The sequence below is a fragment of the Amycolatopsis kentuckyensis genome (assembly GCF_002155975.1).
GTDB classification, from domain to species: Bacteria; Actinomycetota; Actinomycetes; order Mycobacteriales; family Pseudonocardiaceae; genus Amycolatopsis; species Amycolatopsis kentuckyensis.
On record NZ_MUMI01000173.1, the window covers coordinates 1 to 25,195 of the forward strand.

Annotated in this window: 22 protein-coding genes and 1 pseudogene; 9 read left to right on the forward strand and 14 right to left on the reverse strand. The window is 72.1% G+C overall.

What is annotated here, in order from left to right; translation table 11 throughout:
• The 3 genes and pseudogenes from CCN39_RS17680 to CCN39_RS17690 form a co-directional block, all read right to left on the reverse strand.
• A pseudogene (locus tag CCN39_RS17680) lies at positions 1-390 on the reverse strand (hypothetical protein); the annotation flags it as partial.
• Positions 387-965 carry a papain-like cysteine protease family protein gene (locus tag CCN39_RS17685; RefSeq protein WP_086843338.1) on the reverse strand — a complete coding sequence of 193 codons (579 nt, stop codon included), beginning with the start codon at positions 963-965 and terminating at the stop codon, positions 387-389. The pseudogene CCN39_RS17680 and the gene CCN39_RS17685, both read right to left, overlap by 4 nt.
• Positions 966-1,167: 202 nt before the next feature.
• A complete protein-coding gene (locus CCN39_RS17690; RefSeq protein ID WP_086843340.1) occupies positions 1,168-1,743 on the reverse strand; it encodes a DUF6801 domain-containing protein in 576 nt (191 codons plus the stop codon).
• Positions 1,744-1,964: 221 nt separating this feature from the next.
• Here CCN39_RS17690 and CCN39_RS17695 point away from each other — a divergent pair, with 221 nt between their 5' ends.
• The gene (locus CCN39_RS17695) at positions 1,965-2,465 is read left to right on the forward strand and encodes a hypothetical protein (protein ID WP_086843342.1); all 501 of its coding nucleotides are present in this window, start codon (positions 1,965-1,967) and stop codon (positions 2,463-2,465) included.
• A 594-nt stretch (positions 2,466-3,059) separates the two neighbouring features.
• On the opposite strand, the gene CCN39_RS17700 is transcribed toward CCN39_RS17695, so the two are convergent.
• The 3 genes from CCN39_RS17700 to CCN39_RS52600 all read right to left on the reverse strand — a co-directional run bounded on the left by CCN39_RS17700 (position 3,060) and on the right by CCN39_RS52600 (position 6,456).
• Positions 3,060-5,831, reverse strand: coding sequence for an AfsR/SARP family transcriptional regulator (locus CCN39_RS17700; RefSeq protein ID WP_244210839.1), 2,772 nt, complete (start codon positions 5,829-5,831; stop codon positions 3,060-3,062).
• Positions 5,832-5,974: 143 nt separating this feature from the next.
• Complete coding sequence (locus CCN39_RS17705; RefSeq protein ID WP_086843346.1) at positions 5,975-6,328, reverse strand: ArsR/SmtB family transcription factor; 354 nt, start codon at positions 6,326-6,328, stop codon at positions 5,975-5,977.
• Complete coding sequence (locus CCN39_RS52600) at positions 6,325-6,456, reverse strand: hypothetical protein (protein WP_279629579.1); 132 nt, start codon at positions 6,454-6,456, stop codon at positions 6,325-6,327. The genes CCN39_RS17705 and CCN39_RS52600 overlap by 4 nt, the downstream gene beginning before the upstream one ends.
• An 88-nt stretch (positions 6,457-6,544) precedes the next feature.
• On the opposite strand from CCN39_RS52600, the gene CCN39_RS17710 reads away from it, so the two are divergent.
• From CCN39_RS17710 to CCN39_RS17720, 3 genes are all read left to right on the forward strand, one after another.
• A complete protein-coding gene (locus CCN39_RS17710; RefSeq protein ID WP_086843348.1) occupies positions 6,545-7,264 on the forward strand; it encodes a hypothetical protein in 720 nt (239 codons plus the stop codon).
• A 70-nt stretch (positions 7,265-7,334) separates the two neighbouring features.
• Positions 7,335-7,904 (forward strand): TetR/AcrR family transcriptional regulator, encoded by a 570-nt coding sequence (locus tag CCN39_RS17715; RefSeq protein WP_086843350.1) that lies wholly within the window; start codon positions 7,335-7,337, stop codon positions 7,902-7,904.
• 78 nt (positions 7,905-7,982) lie between these two features.
• Positions 7,983-8,990 (forward strand): medium chain dehydrogenase/reductase family protein, encoded by a 1,008-nt coding sequence (locus CCN39_RS17720; RefSeq protein WP_086843352.1) that lies wholly within the window; start codon positions 7,983-7,985, stop codon positions 8,988-8,990.
• A 51-nt stretch (positions 8,991-9,041) separates the two neighbouring features.
• Here CCN39_RS17720 and argG read toward each other — a convergent pair whose 3' ends face one another.
• Positions 9,042-10,487 carry an argininosuccinate synthase gene (gene argG / locus CCN39_RS17725; RefSeq protein WP_086843354.1) on the reverse strand — a complete coding sequence of 482 codons (1,446 nt, stop codon included), beginning with the start codon at positions 10,485-10,487 and terminating at the stop codon, positions 9,042-9,044.
• Positions 10,488-10,578: 91 nt separating this feature from the next.
• Here argG and CCN39_RS17730 point away from each other — a divergent pair, with 91 nt between their 5' ends.
• A complete protein-coding gene (locus tag CCN39_RS17730; protein ID WP_086843356.1) occupies positions 10,579-11,451 on the forward strand; it encodes an aminoglycoside phosphotransferase family protein in 873 nt (290 codons plus the stop codon).
• Here CCN39_RS17730 and CCN39_RS17735 read toward each other — a convergent pair.
• Genes CCN39_RS17735 through CCN39_RS17750 form a run of 4 tightly spaced genes read right to left on the reverse strand, consistent with a single transcriptional unit; the run spans position 11,435 to position 16,650 of the window.
• On the reverse strand, positions 11,435-12,535 hold the full coding sequence (locus tag CCN39_RS17735) for a hypothetical protein (RefSeq protein ID WP_086843358.1): 1,101 nt from the start codon (positions 12,533-12,535) through the stop codon (positions 11,435-11,437). The genes CCN39_RS17730 and CCN39_RS17735 overlap by 17 nt on opposite strands.
• Before the next feature lie 58 nt (positions 12,536-12,593).
• Complete coding sequence (locus CCN39_RS17740; protein WP_208630259.1) at positions 12,594-14,297, reverse strand: glycerol-3-phosphate dehydrogenase/oxidase; 1,704 nt, start codon at positions 14,295-14,297, stop codon at positions 12,594-12,596.
• Positions 14,298-14,299: 2 nt separating this feature from the next.
• Positions 14,300-15,814, reverse strand: a complete 1,515-nt coding sequence (gene glpK / locus CCN39_RS17745) for a glycerol kinase GlpK (protein ID WP_086843361.1) — start codon at positions 15,812-15,814, stop codon at positions 14,300-14,302.
• A 14-nt stretch (positions 15,815-15,828) separates the two neighbouring features.
• Positions 15,829-16,650 carry an MIP/aquaporin family protein gene (locus CCN39_RS17750; protein WP_086843363.1) on the reverse strand — a complete coding sequence of 274 codons (822 nt, stop codon included), beginning with the start codon at positions 16,648-16,650 and terminating at the stop codon, positions 15,829-15,831.
• A 154-nt stretch (positions 16,651-16,804) separates the two neighbouring features.
• Here CCN39_RS17750 and CCN39_RS17755 point away from each other — a divergent pair, with 154 nt between their 5' ends.
• The 3 genes from CCN39_RS17755 to CCN39_RS17765 all read left to right on the forward strand — a co-directional run bounded on the left by CCN39_RS17755 (position 16,805) and on the right by CCN39_RS17765 (position 20,852).
• Positions 16,805-17,572: an IclR family transcriptional regulator gene (locus CCN39_RS17755; RefSeq protein ID WP_086843365.1), complete on the forward strand. Its 768-nt coding sequence runs from the start codon at positions 16,805-16,807 to the stop codon at positions 17,570-17,572.
• Positions 17,573-17,582: 10 nt separating this feature from the next.
• Complete coding sequence (gene glpK, locus CCN39_RS17760) at positions 17,583-19,532, forward strand: glycerol kinase GlpK (RefSeq protein ID WP_086843367.1); 1,950 nt, start codon at positions 17,583-17,585, stop codon at positions 19,530-19,532.
• Between the two features lie 96 nt (positions 19,533-19,628).
• Positions 19,629-20,852 (forward strand): cytochrome P450, encoded by a 1,224-nt coding sequence (locus CCN39_RS17765; RefSeq protein WP_086843368.1) that lies wholly within the window; start codon positions 19,629-19,631, stop codon positions 20,850-20,852.
• Between the two features lie 78 nt (positions 20,853-20,930).
• On the opposite strand, the gene CCN39_RS17770 is transcribed toward CCN39_RS17765, so the two are convergent.
• Both CCN39_RS17770 and CCN39_RS17775 read right to left on the reverse strand, forming a co-directional pair.
• A complete protein-coding gene (locus CCN39_RS17770) occupies positions 20,931-22,379 on the reverse strand; it encodes a pentapeptide repeat-containing protein (protein WP_086843370.1) in 1,449 nt (482 codons plus the stop codon).
• 82 nt (positions 22,380-22,461) lie between these two features.
• Positions 22,462-23,295, reverse strand: coding sequence for a substrate-binding domain-containing protein (locus CCN39_RS17775; RefSeq protein ID WP_086843372.1), 834 nt, complete (start codon positions 23,293-23,295; stop codon positions 22,462-22,464).
• Between the two features lie 240 nt (positions 23,296-23,535).
• Between CCN39_RS17775 and CCN39_RS17780 the strand changes: the two genes are divergently transcribed.
• On the forward strand, positions 23,536-24,987 hold the full coding sequence (locus CCN39_RS17780) for a DUF1996 domain-containing protein (RefSeq protein WP_086843374.1): 1,452 nt from the start codon (positions 23,536-23,538) through the stop codon (positions 24,985-24,987).
• A gap of 4 nt (positions 24,988-24,991) precedes the next feature.
• On the opposite strand, the gene CCN39_RS17785 is transcribed toward CCN39_RS17780, so the two are convergent.
• Positions 24,992-25,195: hypothetical protein (locus tag CCN39_RS17785; protein ID WP_143264064.1), on the reverse strand; the 204-nt coding region annotated here is incomplete at its 5' end.

The following is a 25,195-nucleotide window of genomic DNA, read 5'->3' on the forward strand; positions in this document are numbered from 1 at the left end:
GTTGACGACGGTCCAGGCCGGGCCCTGGCGCTCCGCCCACACGGTGGCGGCGGTGCCGTCGCCGGTCCGCGCCGGGACGGCGACGTAGGCGAGCGCGGCGGGGACGTCCGACTTCCCGGCGACGAACGCCGCGGTCGGCTCGTAGACCGGGACCTGCGTGCGCGGGTCGGCTGCCTGCCGTGCCGCCGTCGCCGCGTGGCTGCCGGGGAACTTCGTCCCGGCGAGGCGGCCGAGCGTGGCCGGGCCGCCGGTGACCTGCTCGATCGCGGCGGTGTCGGCGGGGGTCGGGGCGCCCGCGGGCCCGCTCGCCGCGCTCGCGGCGCCGTTCGTGGTGAGCATCGCGGCACCGGCCAGCACGGCCACGCCCATGGCTTTCCGCAGCATGCTCATCCCTCGATCCCGTACAGCGTGTGGGTCCACTGGAACTGGTTGTTCGAGCGGTAGGTGTCGTAGTTCATCGAGTTGTAGCGGCTGTTGTTCGGCCACGGGTCGCCGTATTCGACCCGGGTGGCGCCCCCGGAATTGTCGTAACCGTAGAGCACGTGCATGTGGCCGCCACCGGAACGCCAGCCGATGCGCGTGCCGACCGGTTTTCCGGCGTCGATCTGGGTTTTGACGCCGGTGAAGGAAAGCGTCTGGCCGCCCGAGTTGTACGTCCCGACGTTCGTGAAGCCGAGGTAGCGGAACACGCGCTGCTGGTCGGACAGGTAGCCCTGGTTGTTGGCGCAGTCGCTGCCGGACTCGTTGTGCGCGATCTGGCAGAACCGGGTCTGGGTCAGGGAGTATCCCCAGTAGGCGGCGATGGTGTTGCCGCTGGCGTCCCAGCACCACTGGTCCTTCTGCTGGGCCTGCATGGTGATCCCGAGATCGCTGCGCGCCGCGGCCGCGGCGGCCGGGGCCTGCAGCGTGACGACCGCGACCGAGAGCGCGGCGAGTCCACACAGGACTCGTGAGGTGGTTTTCACGAAGTGCTCCTCCAGCCGGTGACGATTCGACGTGGTGGCACGGAATACTCCGCGCCCAGCACGGGGATCCGGTACCTACCAAGGGAGGATTGCGTTTCCGGAAACCGATTCCGGCGGATCCCGGCAGTTCCGGGCCGCCGGATTCCGGCATCGGCTCGGGGCCGCCGGGCGGATTCCGGCGGCCCCTGCTTCGCGACCCGGGTCAGGAAACGGTCGTCGTGCCGAGGACGGCGTCCTGGTCCGGCGGATCGAGGGTCAACGCGACGTCGAACTCGCCGAGGCCGCTGTCGGTGACGACGTGCGTGCTCGCGGCGGCGTCGACGCTGCTGGTCGCCTCGCCGGCCGGGGTGCCGGCCGGGACGGTGAAGTCGACCTGCCCGCTCGCGGTGAACTTCAGGGCGCCTTCGGCGGGCACCGGCGTCTCGGGGATCGGCAGCTCGACCGGGATGGCCACGGACTGGCCGCCGATCGCGACGTTCACCCGGGACTTGATCGAGCCGGCGAGCTTGGTGGCGCCGACCAGGCGGAGACCGTCACCGGCGGCCTGGCCGGCGTCGACGTCGAGGCTGAACGGCACCGAAAGCGTGCTGCCCGCGGTCGTGGCCGCCGGGATGTCGGCCTTGACCACCACGGCGACCTGCTGGTCGCCGATCAGCGGGAACCCGCCCCGGTAGGTGAGCGTCTTTTCGGCCGCCGCGGCCGGTCCCGCGGAAACAATGGCGAGCACACCGGCCAGCAGCGCGGCAACGCCGATTCCACGGCGTCGGGTCTTCAGCATTGTTCGTCCTTTCCTCGTCGGGCTTCGGATACTAGGTGGAAAACTTCCCAACCGGCTATTCTTCTTTTCGGTTGCCGGGAAATTTGTCATGCGCGTCCGGCCGCGCCGTCCCGGTTTTTGTCATTCGCCCGCGCGAGAGCGGCGGTGTAGTGGCGATGTAGGGACGAGGCGCAGGGTTCTCCTCGCCGGGCCGACTGCCCGGCCTACCGAGGGAGAAACCCATGCGAATGATCTGCCAGGCGGCCGCGCTCTCGGCCGCCCTGCTCTTCGGTGGCGCGACCGTCGCTTCGGCCGCGCCTGCCGACGTCTACGCGGAAGTGACCGCGGCCGACATCGCCGAACCGGGCGCGGTGATCACCGACTCGGCCGCGGACCTGGCCGCGGCGCGGACGGCCAGCCAGGCGATCGCCTGGTTCTCCAGCCGCAACGGCAGCACGGCGTACCAGGGCTACTGCGAGCGCGCGGTCCGCCTGGCATGGGACCGCGTGACGCACCACGCGAGCGCGATCGAGCACTGGCGTTCCTCCGACGGCGCCCGCCACACGACGGGCACCCCGCCGCGCGGCGCGTTCGTGTTCTGGAACATTTCGGCGTACGGCCACGTCGGCATCGCCGACGGAAGCGGCGGAGTCTGGGCAACGAGCGTCAACGGCGCGATCGGCCACGCCCGGCAGGGCTACTTCGCCAACTACCTCGGCTGGAAGCCGGGCAACAGCAACTGAGTGGGCCGGGGGCGGCGGCGCTCCGCGCCGCCGCCCCCGTGTCGTCCCCCCAATCACGCGAGATGCCTCCCCAATCACGCGAGTTGCCTCCCCAATCACGCGAGTCCCGGCTTCAATCACGCGAGTTCGGGTTCCAATCACGCGAGTTCCGGTTCTGATCACGCGAGTTCCGGGCCGATCACGCCAGTTCGGGTTCTGATCACGCGAGTTGCGGCTTCAGTCACGCGAGTTCCGGTGTGGCCGCGCCAAGGCGGGCCGCGGAAGCTGCGCCCCGGGACAGGCTGCTCCTGGATGGTGGCCGGCCGAGCGGCTCGGCGGGATGGGTGCGAGGCGCAAGTTGTCGGCGCGCGGGACCCGGCCGGGCTGAAGTGTGGGCCGGTTCGAGCCTGAGCCAGGCTCAAGTACGGCCGGTTCGGCGCGGGCCAGCGCGTAGGCCCGGCTCAGGTGCGGGCCGGCTCGGCGCGAGCCAGCGTGTAAGGCCGGCTCGGGTGCGGGCCAGCTCGGGGCGGGCCGGCTCAGGTGCCCGCCGACTCAAGTGCCCGCCGACCCAAGTGTGCGTCACATCGGGTGCGAGCCGCTCAGATACAGCCTTACTCACGTGCGGGCCGCGGCTGATGGGGATCTCCGGCGTTGGACCTGCTCCAGCAACGCCAGCCCCGTTGTCTCGCCCTGGTGGTTGCCCGTCTCTCGGAACACCCTCAACGCCCTGTCGCACACCCCGCGCGCCTGGATCGGCTCGCCCGCCTCCAGCAACGTCTGCCCGATCCCCAGCAACGCGTACGCGCTGCACCTCTCGTCGTCCAGGCCCTCCAAGATGCTCAACGCCAACCTCAAGCACGTCAACGACTCCGGGAGCCGTCCCGTGTCGCGGTGGAGGGTGCCCAGTTCCGTCAGGACCTTTGCCTCGCGGTGCGGGTCCTCGATCTCTCGGGCCAGCTCACGCGCCCGGTGCAGCCACGTCTCCGCCTCCTCGAACGAGCCCAGCAACGCGTACGTCGAGCCGATCGAGTTGCGCATCTGGGCGACGCCGCTGCGGTCGTCCGCGCGCTCCAGGCCCGACAGCGCACGGCCGTAGAACCCCAGTGCCTCGCGGGGGCGGTCGCGGACGCGGGCCACCGTGCCGAGGCCCGCCACCGCCAATGCCTCGCCTCGGACGTCGCCCAGTTCCGCGAACAGCTCCGCCGAACGCCGCATGTCCCGTGACGCCGCCTCGTACTCGTCGTGGTACAGGCGGACCTGGCCGAGGCCGCGGCTGAGCACCGCCGCTCCCCGGCGGTTGCCCGCTGCCTCCACCGCCGCCAATGCCGTCACGTGGCTGCGGCGCCAGTCGTCGTAGGCGCCGCGCAGGTCGTAGAACGGGACCGCCGCCGCCGTCAGCTGCCAGGCCAGCTCGGCCAAGCCCGCGTCCGCCGCGAGCTGGACCGCCGCCGCCAGGAGCTTGCGCTCGGCCGTGAACCACGCCAGGGGGTCCGTCACCACGCCGGCCGGGACCGGACCGGCGGCCACCCCGGGGCCGGTCATCGCGCCGAACGCCGGGGGCAGGGCCGCCGCCGCCGTTTTCGCCAGGGCCAGCAGCACCGACAGGACGCGGGTGAGCGTCTCGCGGCGGGCCGGAAGCGGCTCCTCCGCCAGGAGTTCGCCCGCGTAGCAGCGCAGCAGGTCGTGCAGGCGGTACCTCGGGTGCCCGCCCGCGTCCCGCCCGGTCAGCGAAACCAGGTTCGCGTCGACGAGCACGTCGAGGACGTCGTGCGTGCCCGCGCGGTCCAGCAGCGCGTCGACCACCCAGCTCGGGAAGTCCTGCGCGCCCAGCACCGCCGACCGGCCGAACGCCGTCCGCGCGGCCGGGGGCAGCTGACGCAGGCTCAGCTCGAAACTCGGCCGGACGCCGAGATCGCCGACGCGCAGCTCGCTCAGCCGGCTCGACTCGTCCGCCAGCCGGTCGTGCAGCGTGCGCAGGCTCCACGCCTGGCGTCCGGCCAGCCGCGCGCCCGCAATACGGATCGCCAGCGGCAAGTACCCGCAACACCGCACGATCGCCGCCGCTTCGGCCGGCTCGCCGACCACCCGGTCCGGTCCCGCCAGCTCCGCCAGCAGCTGTGCGGCCTCCCGCTCGCCGAACACCGGCAGCTCGACGTGCTTCGCGCCCGCCAGCTCGGGCAGCCGGCCGCGGGTCGTCACCAGGACCGCGCACCCGGTGTCCGCGGGCAGCAGGGGACGGACCTGCGCCGCGGTCGCCGCGTCGTCCAGCACCAGCAGCATGCGACGCCCGGCCAGGCGGGAGCGGAACAGCGCCGCCCGCTGGTCCAGCCCGGCCGGCACCGTGTTCCCGGTGACGCCCAGTGCGTGCAGGAAGTCGGCGAGCACTTCGGCCGGGTCGCGCGGCGCGCCCGTGCCCGCGAGGTCGACGTAGAGCTGGCCGTCCGGGAAGCGGCCCGCGAGGCCGTGGGCGACGTGCATGGCCAGCGCCGTCTTGCCGGTGCCGGGCGCGCCGGTCAGCACGACCGGTGCCGGCCCCGCTCCGAGCGCCGCGGTCAGTTCGCGGACGTACTCCTCGCGGCCGGTGAAGTCCGGCAGGTCGGCGGGCAGCTGCCGCAGCGGCGGCACCGGCGCGGGCCCGGGCAGCGGCTCACCGGTCAGGATCGCCGCCTGCAGGGCCCGCAGTTCCGGCCCCGGTTCGACGCCGAGTTCGGTGACGAGCCGCTCGCGGGCGGTCGCGTACGCCTGCAGCGCTTCGGCTCGGCGGCCCGCGCCGGTGAGCGCCAGCAGGTACTGCTGCCAGAGCCGTTCGCGGTACGGGTGCTCGGCCAGCAGCACGGTGAGCTCGGCGATCGCCGGGTCGTGCCGGCCCAGCCGGACCTGCAGCGCCAGCCGCTCCTCGACGGCGGCCAGCCGGTTTTCGACCAGCCGGCCGAGCTCGGCGTCCCACGCGGGTGCGGTCGGCAGGTCTTCCAGGGGATCGCCGCGCCACAGCGCTTCGGCCTCGGCCAGCAGCGTCAGTGCCGTTTCGGGCGAGCCGTCCTTGGCCGCGCGGGCGGCGTCGCCGACGAGCCGGGTGAACCGGTGGGCGTCGACGTCGCCGGGGTCAACCGCCAGCGAGTAGCCCGGGTCGTGGGTGCGGAGGACGGCGCCCTCGGGCAGCAGCCGGCGCAGCCGCCACACGTAGGTCTGCAGGTTCGCGGTGGCCGACGTCGGGGGTTCGTGGGGCCACAGCGTGTCGACCAGCTGCCCGGGCGAGACCGTCCGGTTCGCGTTGAGCAGCAGGTGCGCGAGCAGGACCCGCTGCTTCGCCCCACCGAGCGCCAGCGCCTGCCCGCCGACCGTCACGGTCAGCGGTCCGAGCAGGTGAAACCGCACTTCAGGCCCCATCGCGCGCTCCCGTCACCGCAGCCGCCCCCAGGCGGAACCTCGCCGCCGGACTGTAACCGGACGGCGGCGCCGCTCGTGGGGAATTCGCGCACATCCGAGACACCGGGACGGTGAACGTCACTCGTTTGCCGGGACGCGGCCCGTCACGCCCCCGGACGCCGCGCGGCGGCCGAGGCCGTCCGCAGGTCGCCGAGCAGTTCGACCTGCCCGGCGAGCACCTCGGTCAGGATCTTCCGGGCCACCGCGAGCAGCTCGGCGACGTCCGCGCTGGTCAGCGAGTAGTGGACGGCGGAGCCCTCCTTGCGGGTGGCGACCAGCCCGGCCCGGCGCAGCACGGCGAGGTGCTGCGACATGTTCGCCGGCTCGATCCCCACCTCCGGCAGCAGTTCCGACACGGCGTGCTCGCGCTCGCTGAGCAGCTCGAGGATCCGGATCCGCGCCGGGTGCCCGAGCGTCTTGAAGAACTCGGCTTTGACCTGGTATAGCGGCCTGCTCACGAGCCGCCCAGCCGTCCGATGGTGCGCATGGCGTCGATCCTGCCGTGCCACCACCCGGGCCGCGCGGCCCACTCCCCCGGGCCGCAGCCGACGACCCGGCGCCGGAGGTTCCGTTCGGACTCCTTCACGACCGGTCGCCTCCTGCCATTCATGGAGTTGCTAACATTCGCAATTGCTCAACAGCTTACGCCAGCGGGAACCGGGAAAGGGTGCTGCGTGCGCGAAATCGTCCTCACGGTGGCCGGCGACCAGGCACCCGAAGCCGCACAGCTGCTCACCGGTCTCACGCCGCTGCGAGCCGTCGCGCGCACGGTGCCCGGCGACACCGCCGGGCTGATCACCGCCGTCCAGGCCCTGGACGCGGACGCCGTCTTCCTCACCGGCGCCGACCGCGCCGCCGCCCGGACCGCCCAGCTCGCGCTGGCCGGCGAACTCACGGTGTTCACCGAGGAGGACACCCTCGCGATCGCGCTCACGACCGCCGCCCAAGTGGCACTGCACCGGCGTGGCCGCACTCTGGCGGACGCGCGAGTTCTCGTCGCCGCGCCGTCCGCCCTGCCGCTCCTGATTCCGGTGCTCCTCGCCGCGGGGACCGCCGACATCATGCTGTGGCACCCAGCCGACGCCGCGGCGTTCCCCCTGGCCGAGCTCGCCCGGGACGTCGACGTCGTGGTCGATCCGCTCGGCCGCCACGAGCCCGGCCCGGGGCCGGCGCTGGTGACCCCGGGCGACCCGGTCGCTCCCCTGCTCGCGTTGCCGGGCCTGCTGCGGGACGGGCCGCGCACCGGGGATCCGCAGGCTCATCCGGACGTCCACGCCGCCTGCGCGCGGGCCCTCGCCGGCCTCACCCCGGTCGACCGGCTCCTCCCCGAGCTCGCCGACCCGGATCTCGCCTCCCGGGTGGCCCGAGCCGTCGCCGCCGTCCAGCTGCCCTGACCGGCGAAGCCGGCCGGAGAGCCGGCCCGCGAGTTGACCGGCGAGCGAGAGTGAGTGTACAGTCACTCACATGACGAAACGCGGTGCCACGCTCTCCACCTCCGACGCCCGGCGGGACGCCGTCGTCGACGCGGCCATCGCCGAGTTCGCCCGCGGGGGCTACCACAGCACGCCGATCAGCGCGGTGGCCGCCCGCGCCGACATCTCCCCCGCGTACGTCTTCAAGTTGTTCCCCGGCAAGGTTTCCCTGTTCGTCGCCGCGCTGGACCGGTGCTACGAACTCGTCGTGCACGCGCTCTCGAACGGCGCCGCCCGCGTCGAGGACGCCGACCCCGGGAAGATCCTGTACGAAATGGGCGGCGCCTACGCGGAGCTGATCGCCGACCGGAACCTGCTGATGCTGCAGGTGCACGCTCAGTCGGCCGCCGACACCCCCGAGATCGCCGACGCCGTCCGCCGCGGGCTGGCCAAGGTGACCGAGTTCGCCCGGTCGCGCTCCGGCGCGGCCGACGACGAGGTGCAGCGGTTCGTCGCCTACGGCCAGCTCTGCCACCTGATCGCCACCCTCGACCTCGACGAGCACGCCGGCGACTGGGCCGCCGTGCTGTCCGCCGGCATCCGCCACCCCGGCAAGAACTGAAACCCGGCCCCGCCGCGGGGCCGTTTTTCTCGCCCGTCGAGTGACTGACCAGTCACTCACACCACGGAAGGAAGCACCATGAACGTCACCGAGATCGTCCTCCCCGGCCTCGTCGAGCCGGACGGCCTGCGCGTCGAACACCGCGAGCTGCCGCCCCTGGGCGCCGGTGAAGCCCTGCTCCGCGTCGAAGCCAGCGGGATTTCGTTCGCCGAACAGCAGATGCGCCGCGGCAAGTACTACGACCAGCCGCCGTTCCCGTTCGTCCCCGGCTACGACGTCGTCGGCACCGTGCTCGAAGCCGAGGACCCCGCCCTGATCGGCCGCCGCGTGGCCGCCATGACCAAGGTCGGCGGCTGGCGCAGCCACCTCGCCGTCCCCGCCGCCGACCTGGTGCCGGTGCCCGGCGGCCTGGACGCCGCCGACGCGGAAACCTTCGTGGTCAACGGCATCACGGCGTACCAGATGCTGCACCGGTGGGCGAAGGTGCGGACCGGCGGCACGATCCTGGTCCACGGCGCGAGCGGCGGCGTCGGCACCACCCTCGTCCAGCTCGCCCGCGCGGCCGGGATCACGGTGATCGGCACCGCCTCGGCCCGCAACCTGGACGTCGTGACCGCGCTCGGCGCGACCGCGCTCGACTACCGCGGCGACGTGCCGGCGCAGGTCCGCGCGCTGGCGCCCGGCGGGGTGGACGCCGTCTTCGACCACGTCGGCGGCCCCGGCATCGTCGATTCGTTCCGCCTGCTCGCCCCGGGAGGCGCGCTGATCGCCTACGGCAGCGCCTCGACCGTGAACACCGGCGGCAACCCGAAGCCCGCCGTGCTGAAACTGGTCGCCCGGCTGCTGTGGTGGAACGCGTGGCCGAACCGGCGCCGGGCGCACTTCTACAACGTCTGGGGCGGCAAGCGGAACCTCGCCCGGTTCCGCGCGCGCCTGGCCGAAGACCTGACCGCCGTCTTCGAGCTCGCGGCCCAGGGGCGGCTCCAGGCGCAGGTGGCCGCCCGGATCCCGCTCACGGAAGCCGCGAAAGCCTTGGCACTGGCGGAATCCGGCACGGTGACCGGCAAGGTCGTGCTCGTCCCCTGAACGCACCGAAGGCCACCACGGCGGGCGTGGTGGCCTTCGGGTGGTGAGCGATCAGTCCGTGCCGAACTCCATCGCGGCGTTGTCGAGCAGCTCGACGTCGTCGGTCTTGCCGCGCGAGGCGATCGCCTCGGCGCCGCCCTCGGGCATCGCGCCGATCAGCCCGGTCGACGCGGCCTGGGCGGCGCCGATCAGCTTCGGGTTCGAGCCGCCGACCATGCCGAGGCTCGCGTACTGCTCCAGCTTCGCCCGCGAGTCGGCGATGTCGAGGTTGCGCATGGTCAGCTGGCCGATCCGGTCGACCGGGCCGAACGCCGAGTCCTCGGTCCGCTCCATCGACAGCTTGTCCGGGTGGTAGCTGAACGCCGGGCCGGTCGTGTCGAGGATCGAGTAGTCCTCGCCGCGCCGCAGCCGCAGTGTCACCTCGCCGGTGATCGCGGTGCCGACCCAGCGCTGCAGCGACTCGCGCAGCATCATCGCCTGCGGGTCCAGCCAGCGGCCCTCGTACATCAGGCGGCCCAGCTGGCGGCCGTGGTTGTGGTAGCTGGCGAGGGTGTCCTCGTTGTGGATGGCGTTGACGAGCCGCTCGTAGGCGGCGTGCAGCAGCGCCATGCCGGGCGCCTCGTAGATGCCGCGGCTCTTCGCCTCGATGATCCGGTTCTCGATCTGGTCGGACATGCCCAGGCCGTGCCGGCCGCCGACGGCGTTGGCCTCGAGGACCAGGTCGACGGCGGTGGCGAACTCCTTGCCGTTGATCGTCACCGGGCGACCCTGCTCGAAGCCGATCGTGACGTCCTCGGCGGGGATCTCGACCTCGGGGTCCCAGAATGCCACGCCCATGATCGGCTTGACGATCTCGAGGCCGGTGTCCAGGTGTTCGAGGGACTTGGCCTCGTGCGTGGCGCCCCAGATGTTGGCGTCGGTCGAGTACGCCTTCTCGGTGCTGTCGCGGTAGGGCAGGTCGTGCGCGAGCAGCCACTCGGACATCTCCTTGCGGCCGCCGAGCTCGGTGACGAAGTCCGCGTCGAGCCACGGCTTGTAGACGCGCAGGGAGGGGTTGGCCAGCAGGCCGTAGCGGTAGAACCGCTCGATGTCGTTGCCCTTGTAGGTGGAGCCGTCGCCCCAGATCTGGACGTCGTCCTCGAGCATGGCGCGCACGAGCAGGGTGCCGGTGACGGCGCGGCCGAGCGGGGTGGTGTTGAAGTAGCTGCGGCCGCCGCTGCGGATGTGGAACGCACCGCAGGTCAGCGCCGCGAGCCCCTCTTCGACGAGGGCTTCCTTGCAGTCGACCAGCCGGGCGATCTCGGCGCCGTACTGACCGGCCCGCCCGGGCACCGACTCGATGTCGGGCTCGTCGTACTGGCCGATGTCGGCGGTGTAGGTGCAGGGGACCGCGCCTTTGTCGCGCATCCACGCGACCGCTACGGAAGTGTCGAGGCCACCGGAGAAGGCGATACCGACACGCTCGCCGACGGGCAGGGAAGTGAGCACCTTGGACATGCGAATGATTATGCACGGCTATGCATCGTCGTGCAATCCGGGGTGCTCCGGCTCACGGAAATCCCGTTGACCAGGGTGGTTCCGTGGGGACATGCAGATGCACGCGGATCAGCAAGCCATCGACACCGGCCTGGTCCGGCGACTGGTGCGCGGGCAGTTCCCGCGGTGGGCGGACCTGCCGGTCACTCCCCTGGCGTCCGGGGGGACGGTCAACGCGGTGTACCGCCTCGGTGACGAGCTGACGGTCCGGCTTCCGCTCACCGAAGGCGGCGTCGCCGACATCGCGAAGGAACGCCGGGCGCTGAGCACACTGGGCGAGCTGCCGGTGGCGGTCCCGGCGGTCGTCGCGGTCGGGGAACCCGCCGAGGGGTACCCGTGGCCGTGGGCGGTGCACGGCTGGCTCGACGGCTCACCGGCGCTCGAAGGCCACCCGGCTCGCGGTCTGGCGGAGTTCGTCCGGGCGCTCCGGGCGAACCCCGCGGCCGGTCCCGCGGCCTCCCGCGGGCGGCCGCTGGCCGGCGTGGACACGGCCACCCGCCAGGCGATCGAGCAGCTGAGCCGCACCGACGAGCCGTTCGACGCCCAGGCGGCCCTCGCCGCCTGGGCCGAGGCGCTCGACGCTCCACAGTGGACCGGACCGCCGTGCTGGGTGCACGGGGACCTGATGCCGAGCAACCTCCTGCTGCGCGACGGCCGGTTGACCGGGGTGCTCGACTGGGCCACCGCGGGCCTCGGCGACCCGGCCGCCGACCTGATCCCCGCGTGGAACCTGCTGACCGCGGACACCCGGCACACCTTCCGCGACGCCGTCGGCGCCGACGACGCGACCTGGGCGCGCGGCCGTGGCCGGGCGCTGTCGATGGCCGTGATCCAGCTGCCGTACTACCGGAACACGAACCCGGTCATCTCGGCCAACGCCCGGTACGTGCTCGCGGAGCTGGGCGTGCTCACCAGGTGCCGATGACCGGCAGGTCCCACCGCACGGCGTGCAGGTTCCGGCCCGGGACCGAGCAGGCGCCCGTGATCGCGCTGTCGTTGAGGTCCTGGGCGGTGCAGTAGGCGTCCTCCGCCGGCAGCGGCAGCGGCGTGGTCCGGCCGCCGGGACCCCAGAGGAAAGACTCGTCGGAGCCGATCACCACGAGCGCGCTGCCCGTGTCGTTGGCGGTGACCAACCGGCTCCAGGCGCCGTCCGGGACCGGGAAGACGGTGAGCTGACCGGCCGGGTCCCAGCGGGCCGGGCGGCCCTTGCCGTCGCCCGCGTCCACTTCGCCGTAGATCGTCCCGTCCGCACCGATCTTCTTCGCCGAGCTGACCTTCCACGTGGTGTCGAGCACCGTGAGGTGTCCCGCCGCATCCCACTTCGCGGCGTGGGAGCCGCTCGAGCCGACGACCGTGCCCGCGTCGTCGAGGTCGTTGGCGGTGCCGCCGCCTTCCAGCGGCACGAGGTTGCCCGCCGGGTCCCAGTACTGCGGCTCCCCCCGGTACGTGCCGATCACCGCGCCCGCGTCGTTGATCGCGGTGCCGCGGCCGAAGCCGAGGGCCGTGACCGTGCCCTGGGTCGTGTCCCACTTGACGGCCGACTCCGGGCCCGGACCACCGTAGGAATACCCGACGGCGATGCTGTGGGCGTTGACCGCGGCCACGCTGGAATACGAGTAACCCGGGAAACCGGGCACCGGCGGCAGGTCCACCGGTGTTCCGGACGCGTCCCAGAGGGTGGCCCGCCCGAACCACCCACCGGCGGTCAGCGAGTTCCCGATCGCCACGCCGGCCTCGGTGATGGCGGCGGGGTGCACGGTCGCGTAGCCCGGCTGCGGCAACAGCTCGGTGATCCGGCCGGCCGCGTCCCACCGGGCCCCGCGCTCGACGGATTGCTTGTCGTACGCCGTCCCGAACACCACTCCGGCGTTCGACACCACATTCCCGTAGCTGGTCAGTCCCCCGGGCAGCGTGCCCAGGTCGATCGGGCCGCCCGGATCGTCCGCACTCGCCGGAACCGCGGTGAGCACCATCGCCACCGCCGCCGTCGCGAGAACACCTCTGAACATCCCCGTTCCTCCCCTTCAGGTCGGTTCCGGGTGTCCACGCGCGACGGCGGTGACCGGTTTAGCCCGGTAGGAGCGCCGGCGCCGCGAGGCGGGTGGCGTTCGCCGCCGCGTCGTCCGGGGCTTCCTGGGCCGAGCGCTCCGCCTCCACCCGGGCCAGGTAGTTCGCCACTTCGCGGTCGGTCCGGTGCGCGTCCCAGTCCAGCAGCGGGGCCATCAGCCCGGCGACCACCGGGGCCGCCGCCACGCCGCGGTCGCGCTCCTCGATCGAGATGCGCGTCCGCCGGGTGAGGACGTCCTCCAGGTGCAACGCTCCCTCGTGGGAGACCGCGTAGACGGCCTCCACGCGGAGGTACTCCGACGTCTCCGTGATCGGCGAAGCCAGCGAAGGATCCTCCTCGATGAGCGAAAGGAGGTTCCAGATCCGCGTGCCGTACCGCTGCAGCAGGTGCTCGACGCGCGTCAGCGGCAGCCCCGACTTCGCGGCCACGCCGAACCGGTCCGCCCACAGCTCGTGGTAGCCGTCGGCGCCGGCGATCGGGAGCCGGTCGGTCCACGACGGCGGGGCCGGGCGGCCGAGCTCCTCGACCGCGACGTCGACCGCGTCCGCGGCCATCACCCGGTAGGTCGTGTACTTGCCGCCGGCCACGATCACCAGGCCCGGCACCGGGTGCGCCACCGCGTGCTCCCGCGACAGCTTCGTCGTCGCGGCCGCCTTCGCCGCCAGCAGCGGGCGAAGCCCGGCGTAGACGCCCTCGATGTCGTCGTGCGTCACGGGGGTACGCAGGACGGCGTTGAGGTGGCCGAGCACGTAGTCGACGTCCGCGCGGCTCGCCGCCGGGTGCTCGCGGTCGAGGTCCCACTCGGTGTCGGTGGTGCCGACGATCCAGTGCCGTCCCCACGGGATGACGAACAGCACGCTCTTCTCGGTGCGCAGGATCAGCCCGGTGTCGAGGTCGATCTTCTCCCGCGGCACCACGAGGTGGATGCCCTTCGACACGCGGACGGTGAACGGCGCGGGGATCCCGGCCGCCTCCGCCATGTCGTCGCTCCACACACCCGTCGCCGCGACCACGGTGCGAGCCCGGATCTCGAACTCGATCCCGCTCTCGCGGTCCACGACCTTCGCTCCCACGACCCGCTCGCCCTCGCGGAGCAGCGACGTGACGCGAGCCCGCGTGAGCACCGAAGCGCCCTGCTCGGCGGCGGTCCGCGCGATGGTCATCGTGTGGCGGGCGTCGTCGACCTGGGCGTCGTAGTACTGGATCGCCCCGACCAGCGCGTCGTCCGCGAGCGCCGGGGCCACCTTGAAGGCGCCCCGCTTGGACAGGTGCCGGTGCCGCGGCAGCGCGCGAGCGCCACCGAGGGTGTCGTACAGCGTCACACCGGCGCCGATGTAGCCGCGTTCCCACACCCGGTGCTGCAGCGGGACCAGGAACTTGACCGGCCGCACCAGGTGCGGGGCCAGCTTCTGCAGCAGCAGCCCACGCTCCTTGAGCGCCTCGCGCACCAGCTTGAAGTCCAGCTGCTCCAGGTAGCGCAGGCCGCCGTGGATCAGCTTGGACGACCGGCTGGACGTGCCGGCGGCGAAGTCGCGGGCCTCGACCAGCGCGGTCTCCAGGCCCCGGGACGCGGCGTCGAGCGCGACGCCGGCCCCGGTGACTCCCCCGCCGACGACGAGCACGTCGACCTCTTCGCTGACCAGCTTCCGCAGCGTTTCCGCCCGGTACTGCGGGGAAAGCGGGGTCACGGTGTTCCTCCTCATGGTCACTGCACGTCGACCCAGTCGAGCGTGCGGCCGACGGCCTTCTGCCAGCCCGCGTAGCCCTCGGCGCGCTGTTCGTCCGACCACGTCGGCGTCCAGCGCTTGTCCTCGTTCCAGTTCTGCTCCAGCTCGTCGGTCGACTTCCAGAAGCCGACCGCGAGCCCGGCCGCGTAGGCGGCGCCGAGCGCGGTGGTCTCGGCGACGACCGGCTTCGAGACCGGCACGCCGAGGATGTCCGCCTGCAGCTGCATGCACAGCTCGTTGGCGGTGACGCCGCCGTCCACCCGCAGCACGTCCAGCGGGACACCGGAGTCGTTCTGCATCGCCTCGACGACGTCGCGGGTCTGGTAGCAGATCGCTTCCAGGGTGGCCCGCGCGATGTGGGCGTTGGTCGTGGCGCGGGTGAGGCCGACGATCGCGCCGCGGGCGTCCGAACGCCAGTAGGGCGCGAACAGGCCGGAGAACGCCGGGACGAAGTAGACGCCGCCGTTGTCCTCGACCTGGCGGGCCAGGCTTTCGCTCTGGGCCGCGCCGCTGATGATGCCGAGCTGGTCGCGCAGCCACTGCACCGCCGAGCCGGTGACGGCGATCGAGCCTTCCAGCGCGTAGACCGGCTTCTCGTCGCCGAACTGGTAGCACAGGGTCGTCAGCAGGCCGTGCTGGGAGCGCACCAGTTCGTGGCCGGTGTTGAGCAGCAGGAAGTTGCCGGTGCCGTAGGTGTTCTTGGCCTCGCCGGGCCGGAAGCACACCTGGCCGACGGTGGCGGCCTGCTGGTCGCCGAGGACGCCGGTGATGGCGACCTCGCCGCCGAGCGGGCCGTCCGCGCGGGTGGTCCCGAAGCCCGGGTTCGACGACGGCCGGATCGCCGGCAGCATCTGGCGCGGGACGTTGAAGAACGACAGCAGCTCGTCGTCCCAGTCGAGGGTCTCGAGGTCCATCAGCATGGTGCGCGAGGCGTTGGTCGGGTCGGTGACGTGCACGCCGCCGTCCGGGCCGCCGGTGAGGTTCCAGATCAACCACGAGTCGGTGGTGCCGAAGAGGGCGTCACCCTTCTCGGCGTCCTCGCGCACGCCCTCGATGTTCTCGAGGATCCACTGCAGCTTGCCGCCGGAGAAGTAGGTGGCGGGCGGCAGGCCCGCCTTGCGGCGGATGATGTCGCCCTTGCCCTCGCGCTCCAGCGCCGAGGCGATCCGGTCGGTGCGGGTGTCCTGCCAGACGATCGCGTTGCCGTACGGGCGGCCGGTGCGGCGGTTCCAGACGACGGTGGTCTCGCGCTGGTTGGTGATACCGAGCGCGGCCAGGTCGGTCACGGTCAGGTTGGCCTTGTTGAGCGCGGTCGCGATCACCGAGCGGGTGCGTTCCCAGATCTCGGTGGCGTCGTGCTCGACCCAGCCCGGCTTGGGCAGGATCTGCTCGTGCTCGAGCTGGTGGCGGGCGATCTCGTTGCCGCCGTGGTCGAAGATCATGAAGCGGGTGCTGGTCGTGCCCTGGTCCACGGCACCGACGAAGTCCGGCATGGTCTGGCTCCTACTCAGTTGGCGGGCTCGAGGTCCTTGGCGGGCATGCTGTCCAGCGGGGCGTCGGCGGGCAGGTGCCGCTCGATCAGGTACTTGTAGATCGCGCCGCCGATGACCGCGCCGATGACCGGCGCCACGATCGGGATCCACCAGTAGGGGAAGCCGTACTGGTCGGTGAACGCCGTGTCGTAGCCGGTCAGCCAGGACGCCAGGCGCGGGCCGAAGTCGCGGGCCGGGTTGATCGCGTAACCGGCGTTCGTGCCCCAGGCCATGCCGATGGCGACGACGAGGAAGCCGACGACGACCGGGGCGAGGTTCGCGGCCGGGGCGGTGTTGCGGAGGTCGGTGATCGCGAAGATCACCAGGACGAGGATCGCGGTGCCGATGATCTGGTCGCGGAAGGCACCCCAGTCACCGACGGGAAGCGTGCCGTTACCCGGCAGGGTGGAGAAGACGCCCTGCGTCTTGATGGTGAGGCCGGGGTCCTTCGCGTTCAGGACCTCGGTGTAGTTCCAGCGCACCAGCATCGCGGCCAGGAACGCGCCGGCGGTCTGGGCCAGGGCGTAGGGGGCGACCTTGCGCCACTCGAAGCCCTTGAACACCGCGAGGGCGATGGTCACGGCCGGGTTCAGGTGGGCGCCGCTGATCCGCGAAGCGACGTAAACACCGAGCGTGACGCCGAGGCCCCAGGCCCAGGCGATGCTGTCGTGGTCCCCGATGCCCGCGGCGACGACCTGCGCCACCACCCCGCACCCGAACAGGATGAGGATCATCGTCCCCACGAACTCGGCGGCCATTTCGCCACCGAGCCCACGGGCCTTGAGGCTTCGCACCATTGCTTTCCTCCACAAAGGACCTTGTCCCCCTACTGGTGGAGTGAAGTTAAGTTCGCGTGTCAGGCGGGTCAACGGACGGCGGTCGGCATTGTCGAACGGCCGAAGTGGATGTTCGACATTGTCGAATCAGGGCCGGTCGGGTTAGGGTCGCGCCGTGCCCGGTCCGATCCAGTCCATCGAGCGCGCCGCCGCGATCCTGCGGTTGCTGGCGCGCGGCTCGGGCCGTCTGGGCGTCGGCGAGATCGCCGAGTCCCTCGAACTGGCGAAGGGCACCGCGCACGGCATCCTGCGCACGCTGCAGGGCGTCGGGTTCGTCGAGCAGGACCGCGACACCGGCAAGTACCAGCTCGGCGCGGCCCTGCTGCACCTGGGCACGAGCTACCTCGACGTCAACGAGCTGCGGTCCCGGGCGATCAACTGGGCCGACGCGCTCGCCTCCCGCAGCGGCGAGGCGGTCCGGATCGGCGCGCCCCTGGAGGGCCGGGTGCTGGTCGTGCACCACGTGTTCCGGCCGGACGACAGCCTGCAGACCCTCGACGTCGGGACGCTGCTGCCCCTGCACGCGACGGCGCTCGGGAAAGTCCTGCTGGCCTACGACACGACTCTCGTGGCATCGTTGCGCACCGGCGAACCGGAGGCCTACACCCGCCGGACCCTGGTCACCCAGACGGCGATCAAGCGCGCCTGCGTGCAGGTGCGCGAAGCGGGCTGGGCCGCGGAGAACGGCGAGATGATCTCCGGCGAGGCCGGCATCGCCGCCCCGATCCGCGGCCACGGCGGCATCGTCGTCGGCGCCCTCGGGGTGTCCGGGGCGGTGGAGCGGATCTGCGAGGCGGACGGCAGCCCGAGCCCCCGGCTGCTCAACCACGTGCGCGACGCGGCGCGGGCGGTCTCGCGGGACCTGGGCGCGTCCCGATGGTGAAGGGAGGACCATGGTCCAGCGGTACGTGATGTCCATCGACCAGGGCACCACCTCCACCCGGTGCATCCTGTTCGACGCCCGCGGCCGGCTCGTCTCCGTCGTGCAGCGCGAACACCAGCAGCACTTCCCGCGGCCCGGCTGGGTCGAGCACGACGCGACCGAGATCTGGCGGAACCTCTCGCGGATCGTCCCGCAGGCCCTCGCCGACGCGGGCGCGACCGCCGAGCAGGTCGTCGGGCTCGGGATCGCCAACCAGCGCGAGACCACCGTCCTGTGGGACCGGCGCACCGGCAACCCGGTCGGGCGGGCGATCGTCTGGCAGGACACCCGCACCGACGCCATGCTCGAACAGCTCGCCCGCGAGCCCGGCGCCGACCGCGTGCGCCAGCTGTGCGGCCTCCCCCTCGCCACGTACTTCTCCGCGCCGCGCGTCCGCTGGCTGCTCGAACGCACGCCCGGCCTGCGCGAGCGCGCCGAGCGCGGGGACGTCCTCTTCGGCACCATCGAGAGCTGGCTGATCTGGAACCTCACCGGCGGCGCCGAGGGCGGCGTGCACGTCACCGACGTCACCAACGCCTCCCGGACCATGCTGATGAACCTGCGCACGCTCAACTGGGACGACGAGCTCCTGGAGTTCTTCGACGTCCCGCGCGCGATGCTGCCGGAGATCCGCTCGTCGACGGAGGTCTACGGCACGACGTCGCGGGTGGTCCCCGGCATCCGGATCGCCGCCGCTCTGGGTGACCAGCAGGCCGCGCTGTTCGGGCAGACCTGCTTCGCGCCCGGCGAGGCGAAGTGCACCTACGGCACCGGCAGCTTCCTGCTGCTCAACACCGGCCCGACGCCGGTGCTGTCCACCCACGGCATGCTCACCACGGTCGGCTTCAAGATCGGCGACGAGCCCGCCGTGTACGCGCTCGAAGGGTCCATCGCCGTCACCGGGTCGCTGGTGCAGTGGTTCCGCGACGGCCTGGAACTGATCGGCAGCGCCCCCGAGATCGAGACACTGGCCCGCACGGTCGAGGACAACGGCGGCTGCTACATCGTGCCCGCGTTCTCCGGCCTGTTCGCGCCGCACTGGCACAGCGAGGCGCGCGGCGTGATCGCCGGGCTGACGTCGTACATCACCAAGGGCCACCTCGCGCGGGCGGTGCTCGAGGCGACCGGCTGGCAGACCCGCGAGGTCGTCGACGCCATGAACGCCGACTCCGGGCTCGCGCTTTCGACGTTGAAGGTCGACGGCGGGATGACCGCGGACAACCTGCTGATGCAGTTCATCGCCGACGTCCTCGACGTGCCGGTGGTGCGCCCGATGGTGGCGGAGACGGTCTCGCTCGGCGCGGCCTACGCGGCGGGGCTGTCCGTCGGGTACTGGCCGGACCTGGAGGGCCTGCGGCGCAACTGGCACCGGGCCGGCCAGTGGCTGCCGGCGATGGACCCGGCCCGCCGCGACTCCGAGTACGCGCACTGGCGCCAGGCCGTGGAGCTGACGTTCGGCTGGATGCGCCCGGCCCCGGCCGCGGCGGCGCCCGGTTCGGACCTGGTGGAGGTGCTGCTGGCCGATCACCGCCGGTTCGAGCAGCTGCTGCGCGACCTGCGCAACAGCGAAGCCGACCGGCCCGCGCTGGTGGCGGAGCTGTCGGCCCTGCTGGTCGCCCACGCGACGGCGACCGAGCGGATCGTCCGCCCGGGCGAGCCGGGTTCGGTCTTCGCCGACGACCTGCTGGCGGTCCTGGAGGGCGATGACTTCGAGAAAGCGTTGCTGCGGCTGGAAAACGCCGTGGACGCCCACGTCCGCGGCGAGGAACGCGGGCTGCTGAACGACCTGCGCCGGAGTATGTCCACTTCGGACCGGACGGGGCTGGGCCGGGCGTTCGTGGCGGAACGCCGCCGCCAGCTGGACCTCGACTGCGGCCGGGCGGACCACATCCGCGGCCTCGGCGACCGGCTGACGCTCTGACCCTGCCATCCGGGTGAAGCGGGGTCCGGGCCCTGCCGCGGCGAGGGTGCCGGGGAGAAGACTGCGAGCACCGTTTCGCCACTGGAGGGAGCACTCGTGTCCGCAGCCGCCGACGAAGCCCTGCTGTCCCTGTCCACCCCGGCGGGGATCGCCGATCCGTACCCGGTCTACGCGAAGCTCCGCGAAGAGGCCCCGGTCTTCCGCAGCGAGGTCTTCGGCGGCTGGGTCCTCAGCCGGTTCGCCGACTGCCAAACGGTGCTCGCCGACGGCGAGACCTTCGCGGTCCTGGACGCGCAGTGGCGCGACCGGTACCGGCCCGGCTGGCGCGACAACCCGGCCATGGCGCTGCTGACTGCCTTGCTGCCGTGGAAGAACCCGCCGGAACACACGCGCGAGCGCCGTCTGCTGATGCGGGACTTCACCGTCCGGCGCGTCCAGGAGCTGGAACCCGCGGTCCGCCGGGCGGTCGACCGGGTACTGGACGGCTTCGCCGACGCCACGGCGGAGGGGACGCCGGCGGAGTTCGCCGGCACGGTGCTCTACCCGCTCGGGATGGCCGTGATCGGCGACCTGGTCGGCGTGCCCGAAGCCGACCGCGACCGGCTCCGCCGCGTCACCGGCCTGATCGGCATGCAGGTGGACCCGGCGATGCCGGCGGACCTGCGCGCCGAGGTCGACGCGGCCGCCGTCGAATTCCGGGACTACTTCGTCGACCTGATCGCGATGCGGCGGGCGGAACCGCGGGACGACCTCACGTCCGCGTTGCTGGCCCGGCCGGCCGAGGGCGCGGACCTGATGTCCGGGGAGGAGGTGCTCAATTCCCTGCTGGTGTTGTTCGGCGGCGGCTACGAGACCACCGCCGGTGCGCTCGGCAACGGGATCCACGCGCTGCTGACCCACCCGGACCAGTTCGCGCTGCTCGCCGGCGATCCGGGGCTGGCGGCCGACGCGGCCGAGGAGATCCTGCGGTGGGACGGGGCCGCCCAGATGAGCCAGCGCGCGCCCGTCCGGCCGGTGGTGCTGGCCGGCCGGGAAATCCCGGAGGGCGACATGGTCGTGGTGCTCAACGGAGCGGCGAACCGGGACCCCGCGCGCTTCGCCGACCCGGACCGCTTCGACATCACCCGCGACGGCGGCCGCGGCCTGTTCTTCGGGCACGGCCTGCACCTGTGCCTCGGCGCGGCAGTGGCGCGCCTGGAGATGACCGTGCTGCTGGAGCAGCTGGGAAAGCGGTTCCCGACGCTGCGGATCGAGGGCGAGGTGGAGCGCCGCCCGAACCCGGCCCTGCGCGGGATGACGGCCCTGCCGCTGACCCGCTGACCGGCGGCCGCGGAAGGCGGTGGCGGGTTCCGGGCCGCGGCTGCCACACCAACCCGACGGCGACCACTGCCGCCCGGGCTAGGGCGGGCCGCCTTCACCGGGCGTGGTGGAGCCGGACAGTTCCGGCGGTACCCCGCCCGGAAACTGGTCGGCAGTGACGCGAGGTCCCTGCGCGAACCGCGTGCCGCGGAACTCGGCGTTCTTGCGGAACGTCGCGTCGCGCAAGCCGATGGCGCCGTCGAAGGCCACGCCTTGGAAGCTCACGTCGCGAGCGAAGACGGCTTCGCGGAAGCTGACGTCGCGCCGGAACGCGACGCCGTGGAAGTTGGCGTTGCCGCCGAAGGTGGTGCCGACGAACCTCGCGTTGCCCGCGAAAGCCGCGCCGCGGAACTCGGCGTCACTGGCGAAGCGAGCCGAACCGAACTCGGCACCGCGAGCGAAGGCGGTCCTGTCGAACCAGGCGCGGCGGGCGAACCTCGCCCCCTCGAACCCGGCGTCGGCGGTGAAGGAAGTGTCTTCGAATCGGGCGCCTCGCAGGAACTCAGCCCCGGCGAAGCCGACACTCCCGGCGAAAGTCATGCCGCGAAAGTGCGCGCGTCCGGCGAAAGTGGCGTGGTCGAACTTCGCCTCGCCGGTGAAGACGGCGTCCTCGAAGGTCGCGTCCTCGGCGAAGGTCGTCCCGGCGAAGCGGGCGGTGCCGCGGAAGGTCACCCCGTTCAGCTCGAGAACGTGCAGGTGACAGCCGCCGAAGTCGGCGTCGAGCAGGACCGCGCCGGTCAGGTCGAGTTCCAGATCGGGCCAGAACGTCGCCGCCGGAAGCCCGGGTTCCGGACCCGGGCGCAGGTGGCTCGTCAGGATGCGCTGAGCGGTGAGGCGAACTTCGCGTTCCCGCTGCCACTGCCGGTACGCGTCCAGGTCTTCGCCCGGCTCACGCGGCGGGTCGACCGGCATCCGCAGACAGGCACAAATCACGTTGACGATGGTCTGCCGCTGCTCGGAGTTGTCCTGGGCCAGTCGTTCCAGCGCATAGAGCCCGCCCAGGCGAACCGGAGCCTCACCGGCCCCGAGGTGCTCGACGGCCTTGCCGAACTGCTCCGTGATCCGCCGGGCCGCCGCGTCGGTCTCGGTGGCGAGGGCGACCCGCTCCTGGTGCGCCCGGTTCTCCGCGGCGACGCGCTCTTGGAGGGCATGGGCACGGGCGACGTCGGCCTGGTCACGCTCCTTCTGGAGCAGGGCGAGGTCCGTGGACCGCTGCCGTCGCCACGCCAGGTACAGGGCGAACAGCCCGCCGCCCCCCAAACCGAGGCTCAACCCGATCCGGAGCACGTCCAGCCGCGCAGTCACCCGGGCCGGATCGGAGCCGTCCGTGGTGAGGCCGATCCACAAGGCGGTCACCGCCGCGGCCACCACGAGCGCTGTTCCCACGGCCGCGGCCAGCACTGCCCGGCCGGACAGCGGGGTCACGATCTGCTTCGGCTGCTCGACGGGGCGCGGGACAGGCGGGAGACCCGAGGCGGGATCGGTCACCGCCCCATCATGACGTGCGTCTCGGCGTTCCGAGGTGATCATCGCACCCCGAAGATCGGCGTGTCCGCCGCGCGGCAGAGCCTCAAGCGCCCTTGAGGCAGCGGCTGCTCTCCCGCACCACCAGCTCGGCCTCGACCGTCCCCCACGCCGGGAGCGAGAGGCCCTCGATGCGCGCCGCCATCGTGGCCAGGGTTCGGCGGCCCGCCGCCAGGTAGTCCTGGCGGACCGTGGTCAACGGCGGTGCGAAGTACGCCGCCTCGGGGACGTCGTCGAAGCCGACCACGTGGGCGTCTCGCGGGACTCGCATGCCCGCCTCCGCGAAGGCCGCCAAGAGGCCCAGTGCCATGTGGTCGTTCGCCGAAAACACCGCGCCCACGCCGGATTCGACCGCCAGGGACTGGCCCGCGCGGAAGCCCGATCGGGCCGACCAGTCGCCGCGGACCACCGGGGGGACTTCCGCTCCGTGCCGCTCGAGGGTCTCGCGCCAGCCACGCTCGCGGGCGCGGGCCACCGGGCCCTCCTCCGGGCCGCCGAGGTGCCAGACCGTCGGGTGGCCGAGTTCCAGGAGGTGCTCGGTCGCCTGGCGGGCGCCCGCGTACTGGTCGGTGGACGCCGCCGGGACCAGCGGAATGCCAGCGACCGGGGCCAGCTCGGCGAGGAGGTGCCCGTCGAGCACCACGATCCCGGCCACCCCCTGCAGCTGCAGGCCGGCCACCGCGGCCAGCACCGCCGCCCCGCTGGTGCTCGACACGCTGAAGACGCTCAGCACGTACTCCTGCTCGCGGGCGGCCTCGCGGAGGCCGTGCAGCACCGGGCTCGACGCCGACGACCCGGTCGCGATCACCCCCAGCGTGCCCCGCCGCCGGGGTGGCCGCGCGCGGAGCGGGCCGTCGGGACCTGCGTCGTCCACGGACATGGGTCGATGTTAGCGATCACACCGACAGACGTGAACTTCGTTCACCTTCCATAAATAACGAAACGGTAACGGGCTGAACCGGGCTCCGCCGGCGGCCGTTCCCCCCAATGCCGGAACCAGTGACACCGGGCGGGTTCCCCCGATACCCGCGCCCGATGCTCACTCCCCGGGTTCCGCGCGTCTCCAGCCCGGGCACGCAGGCGTTATTCGGCGTGCCCGGAAAACCGAACAGAGGTGAACATGGCCCGGAACAACACCCGCACCCCCGCCACGGGCAGACATCGCATCACCCGCCGCACGAAGATCGCGACCGGTGGCCTGGCCCTCGCTCTGGCCGTCGGCGGCATCGTCGTCGCGACCACGGCCGGCCGCAGCGGTGAGGCCAGTGCCGATGAAGCCGACGCGTCGTTCTTCATCGACATCGCGAAGGTCCCGTCGGGCGTCAACGTGAACAAGGCGCTGCAGCAGAAGGGCGCTCGCGGCACGTTCACCGTGGACTGCGGCCGCAACGAGAACCAGCACTTCAACCCGGACAACTTCATCGCCCAGCCCGGGATCAAGAACGGTGCCCAGCACCTGCACGACTACGTCGGCAACCTCTCCACCAACGCCGACTCGAACAACAAGAGCCTCCTGAAGGCCGGCACCACCTGCAAGAACGGCGACAAGTCCGCCTACTTCTGGCCCGTCGTCCGCATCGACACCGGCGACGCCGAGAAGAACCCGCCCGGCAAGGAGCCTACGGGCGACCGCGCGCAGGCCGCCAAGGACAAGGCGAGCGCCCAGGTCGACTGCCCCGACGTCGCGAGCAAGCTGCCCGACGTCCCGGACCAGGCCATGGACGAGGTGAACCGCAACCTCGACCTGCTCGACAAGCAGATCGACGAGGCCAACAAGCGGATCGCGAACGGCGACCTCAAGACCCCGCAGGACATCCAGAACGCCGTCGTCGGCCCGCTCAAGGACAAGCGCGCCTCGACCATCGACCGGATCGCCATCGCGATCGGCCGCCGGGCCGCGAAGCCCACCAACCTCGGCGGGCTCGCGCAGTGCGCGCTCAAGCAGAACGGCAAGGGCGGCATCGACAACGGCGGCCAGAACTCGGGCGGCCAGCCGGCCGAACTGCCCGGCGTCAACGACAAGAACGAGGTCGGCGACAACGACGGCGAGATCCAGCGCGTCCAGTCGGCGACGATCACGTTCACCAGCGGCGGCGCGAGCAAGGTCGTCGCGATGCCGCAGTTCCTCCGCATCCTCTACGGCGACGCCAAGCAGAGCACCAACGGCCCGGCCAACGCCCGGCCCAGCTGGACCTGCACCGGCTTCGAGGACCGGCTCACCGACCACTACCCGATCTGCCCGCAGAACAGCAAGGTGGAGCGGATCCACGCCTTCCCGAACTGCTGGGACGGCAAGAACATCGACAGCACCAACCACCGCACGCACATCGTGTTCGCGGACCAGCAGGGCAAGTGCCCGAAGGGTTTCCAGAACGTGCCCCAGCTGGTGATCAAGCTGGTCTACAACATCCCGCGGGACATCCAGGTCAAGGGCCAGTACAAGGTGGACGCCTTCGAGCAGGAGAAGCACAACCCCCGCTCGGACCACGACGACTTCGCCAACGTCATGGGCCAGCGCCTGATGAACCAGGTCGTCAACTGCATCAACACCGGCAAGCGCTGCAACCAGTGACAGCTCAGGACGGCCGGGTCCAGGTGACGGTGTCCGTCAGCACCCGGCCGTCCTGCACGCTGGTGGCCCGGACCACGTTGGGTCCCGGCCACAGGGCGACACCCGTCCAGACGGCGATGTGGCCGCTCGGCACCCGGGTGCCGAGCGGGACGCCGTTGACCGAGAGGCTCACCGGCGCGGTGCCGGCGTAGACCTTGACGTCGGTCGT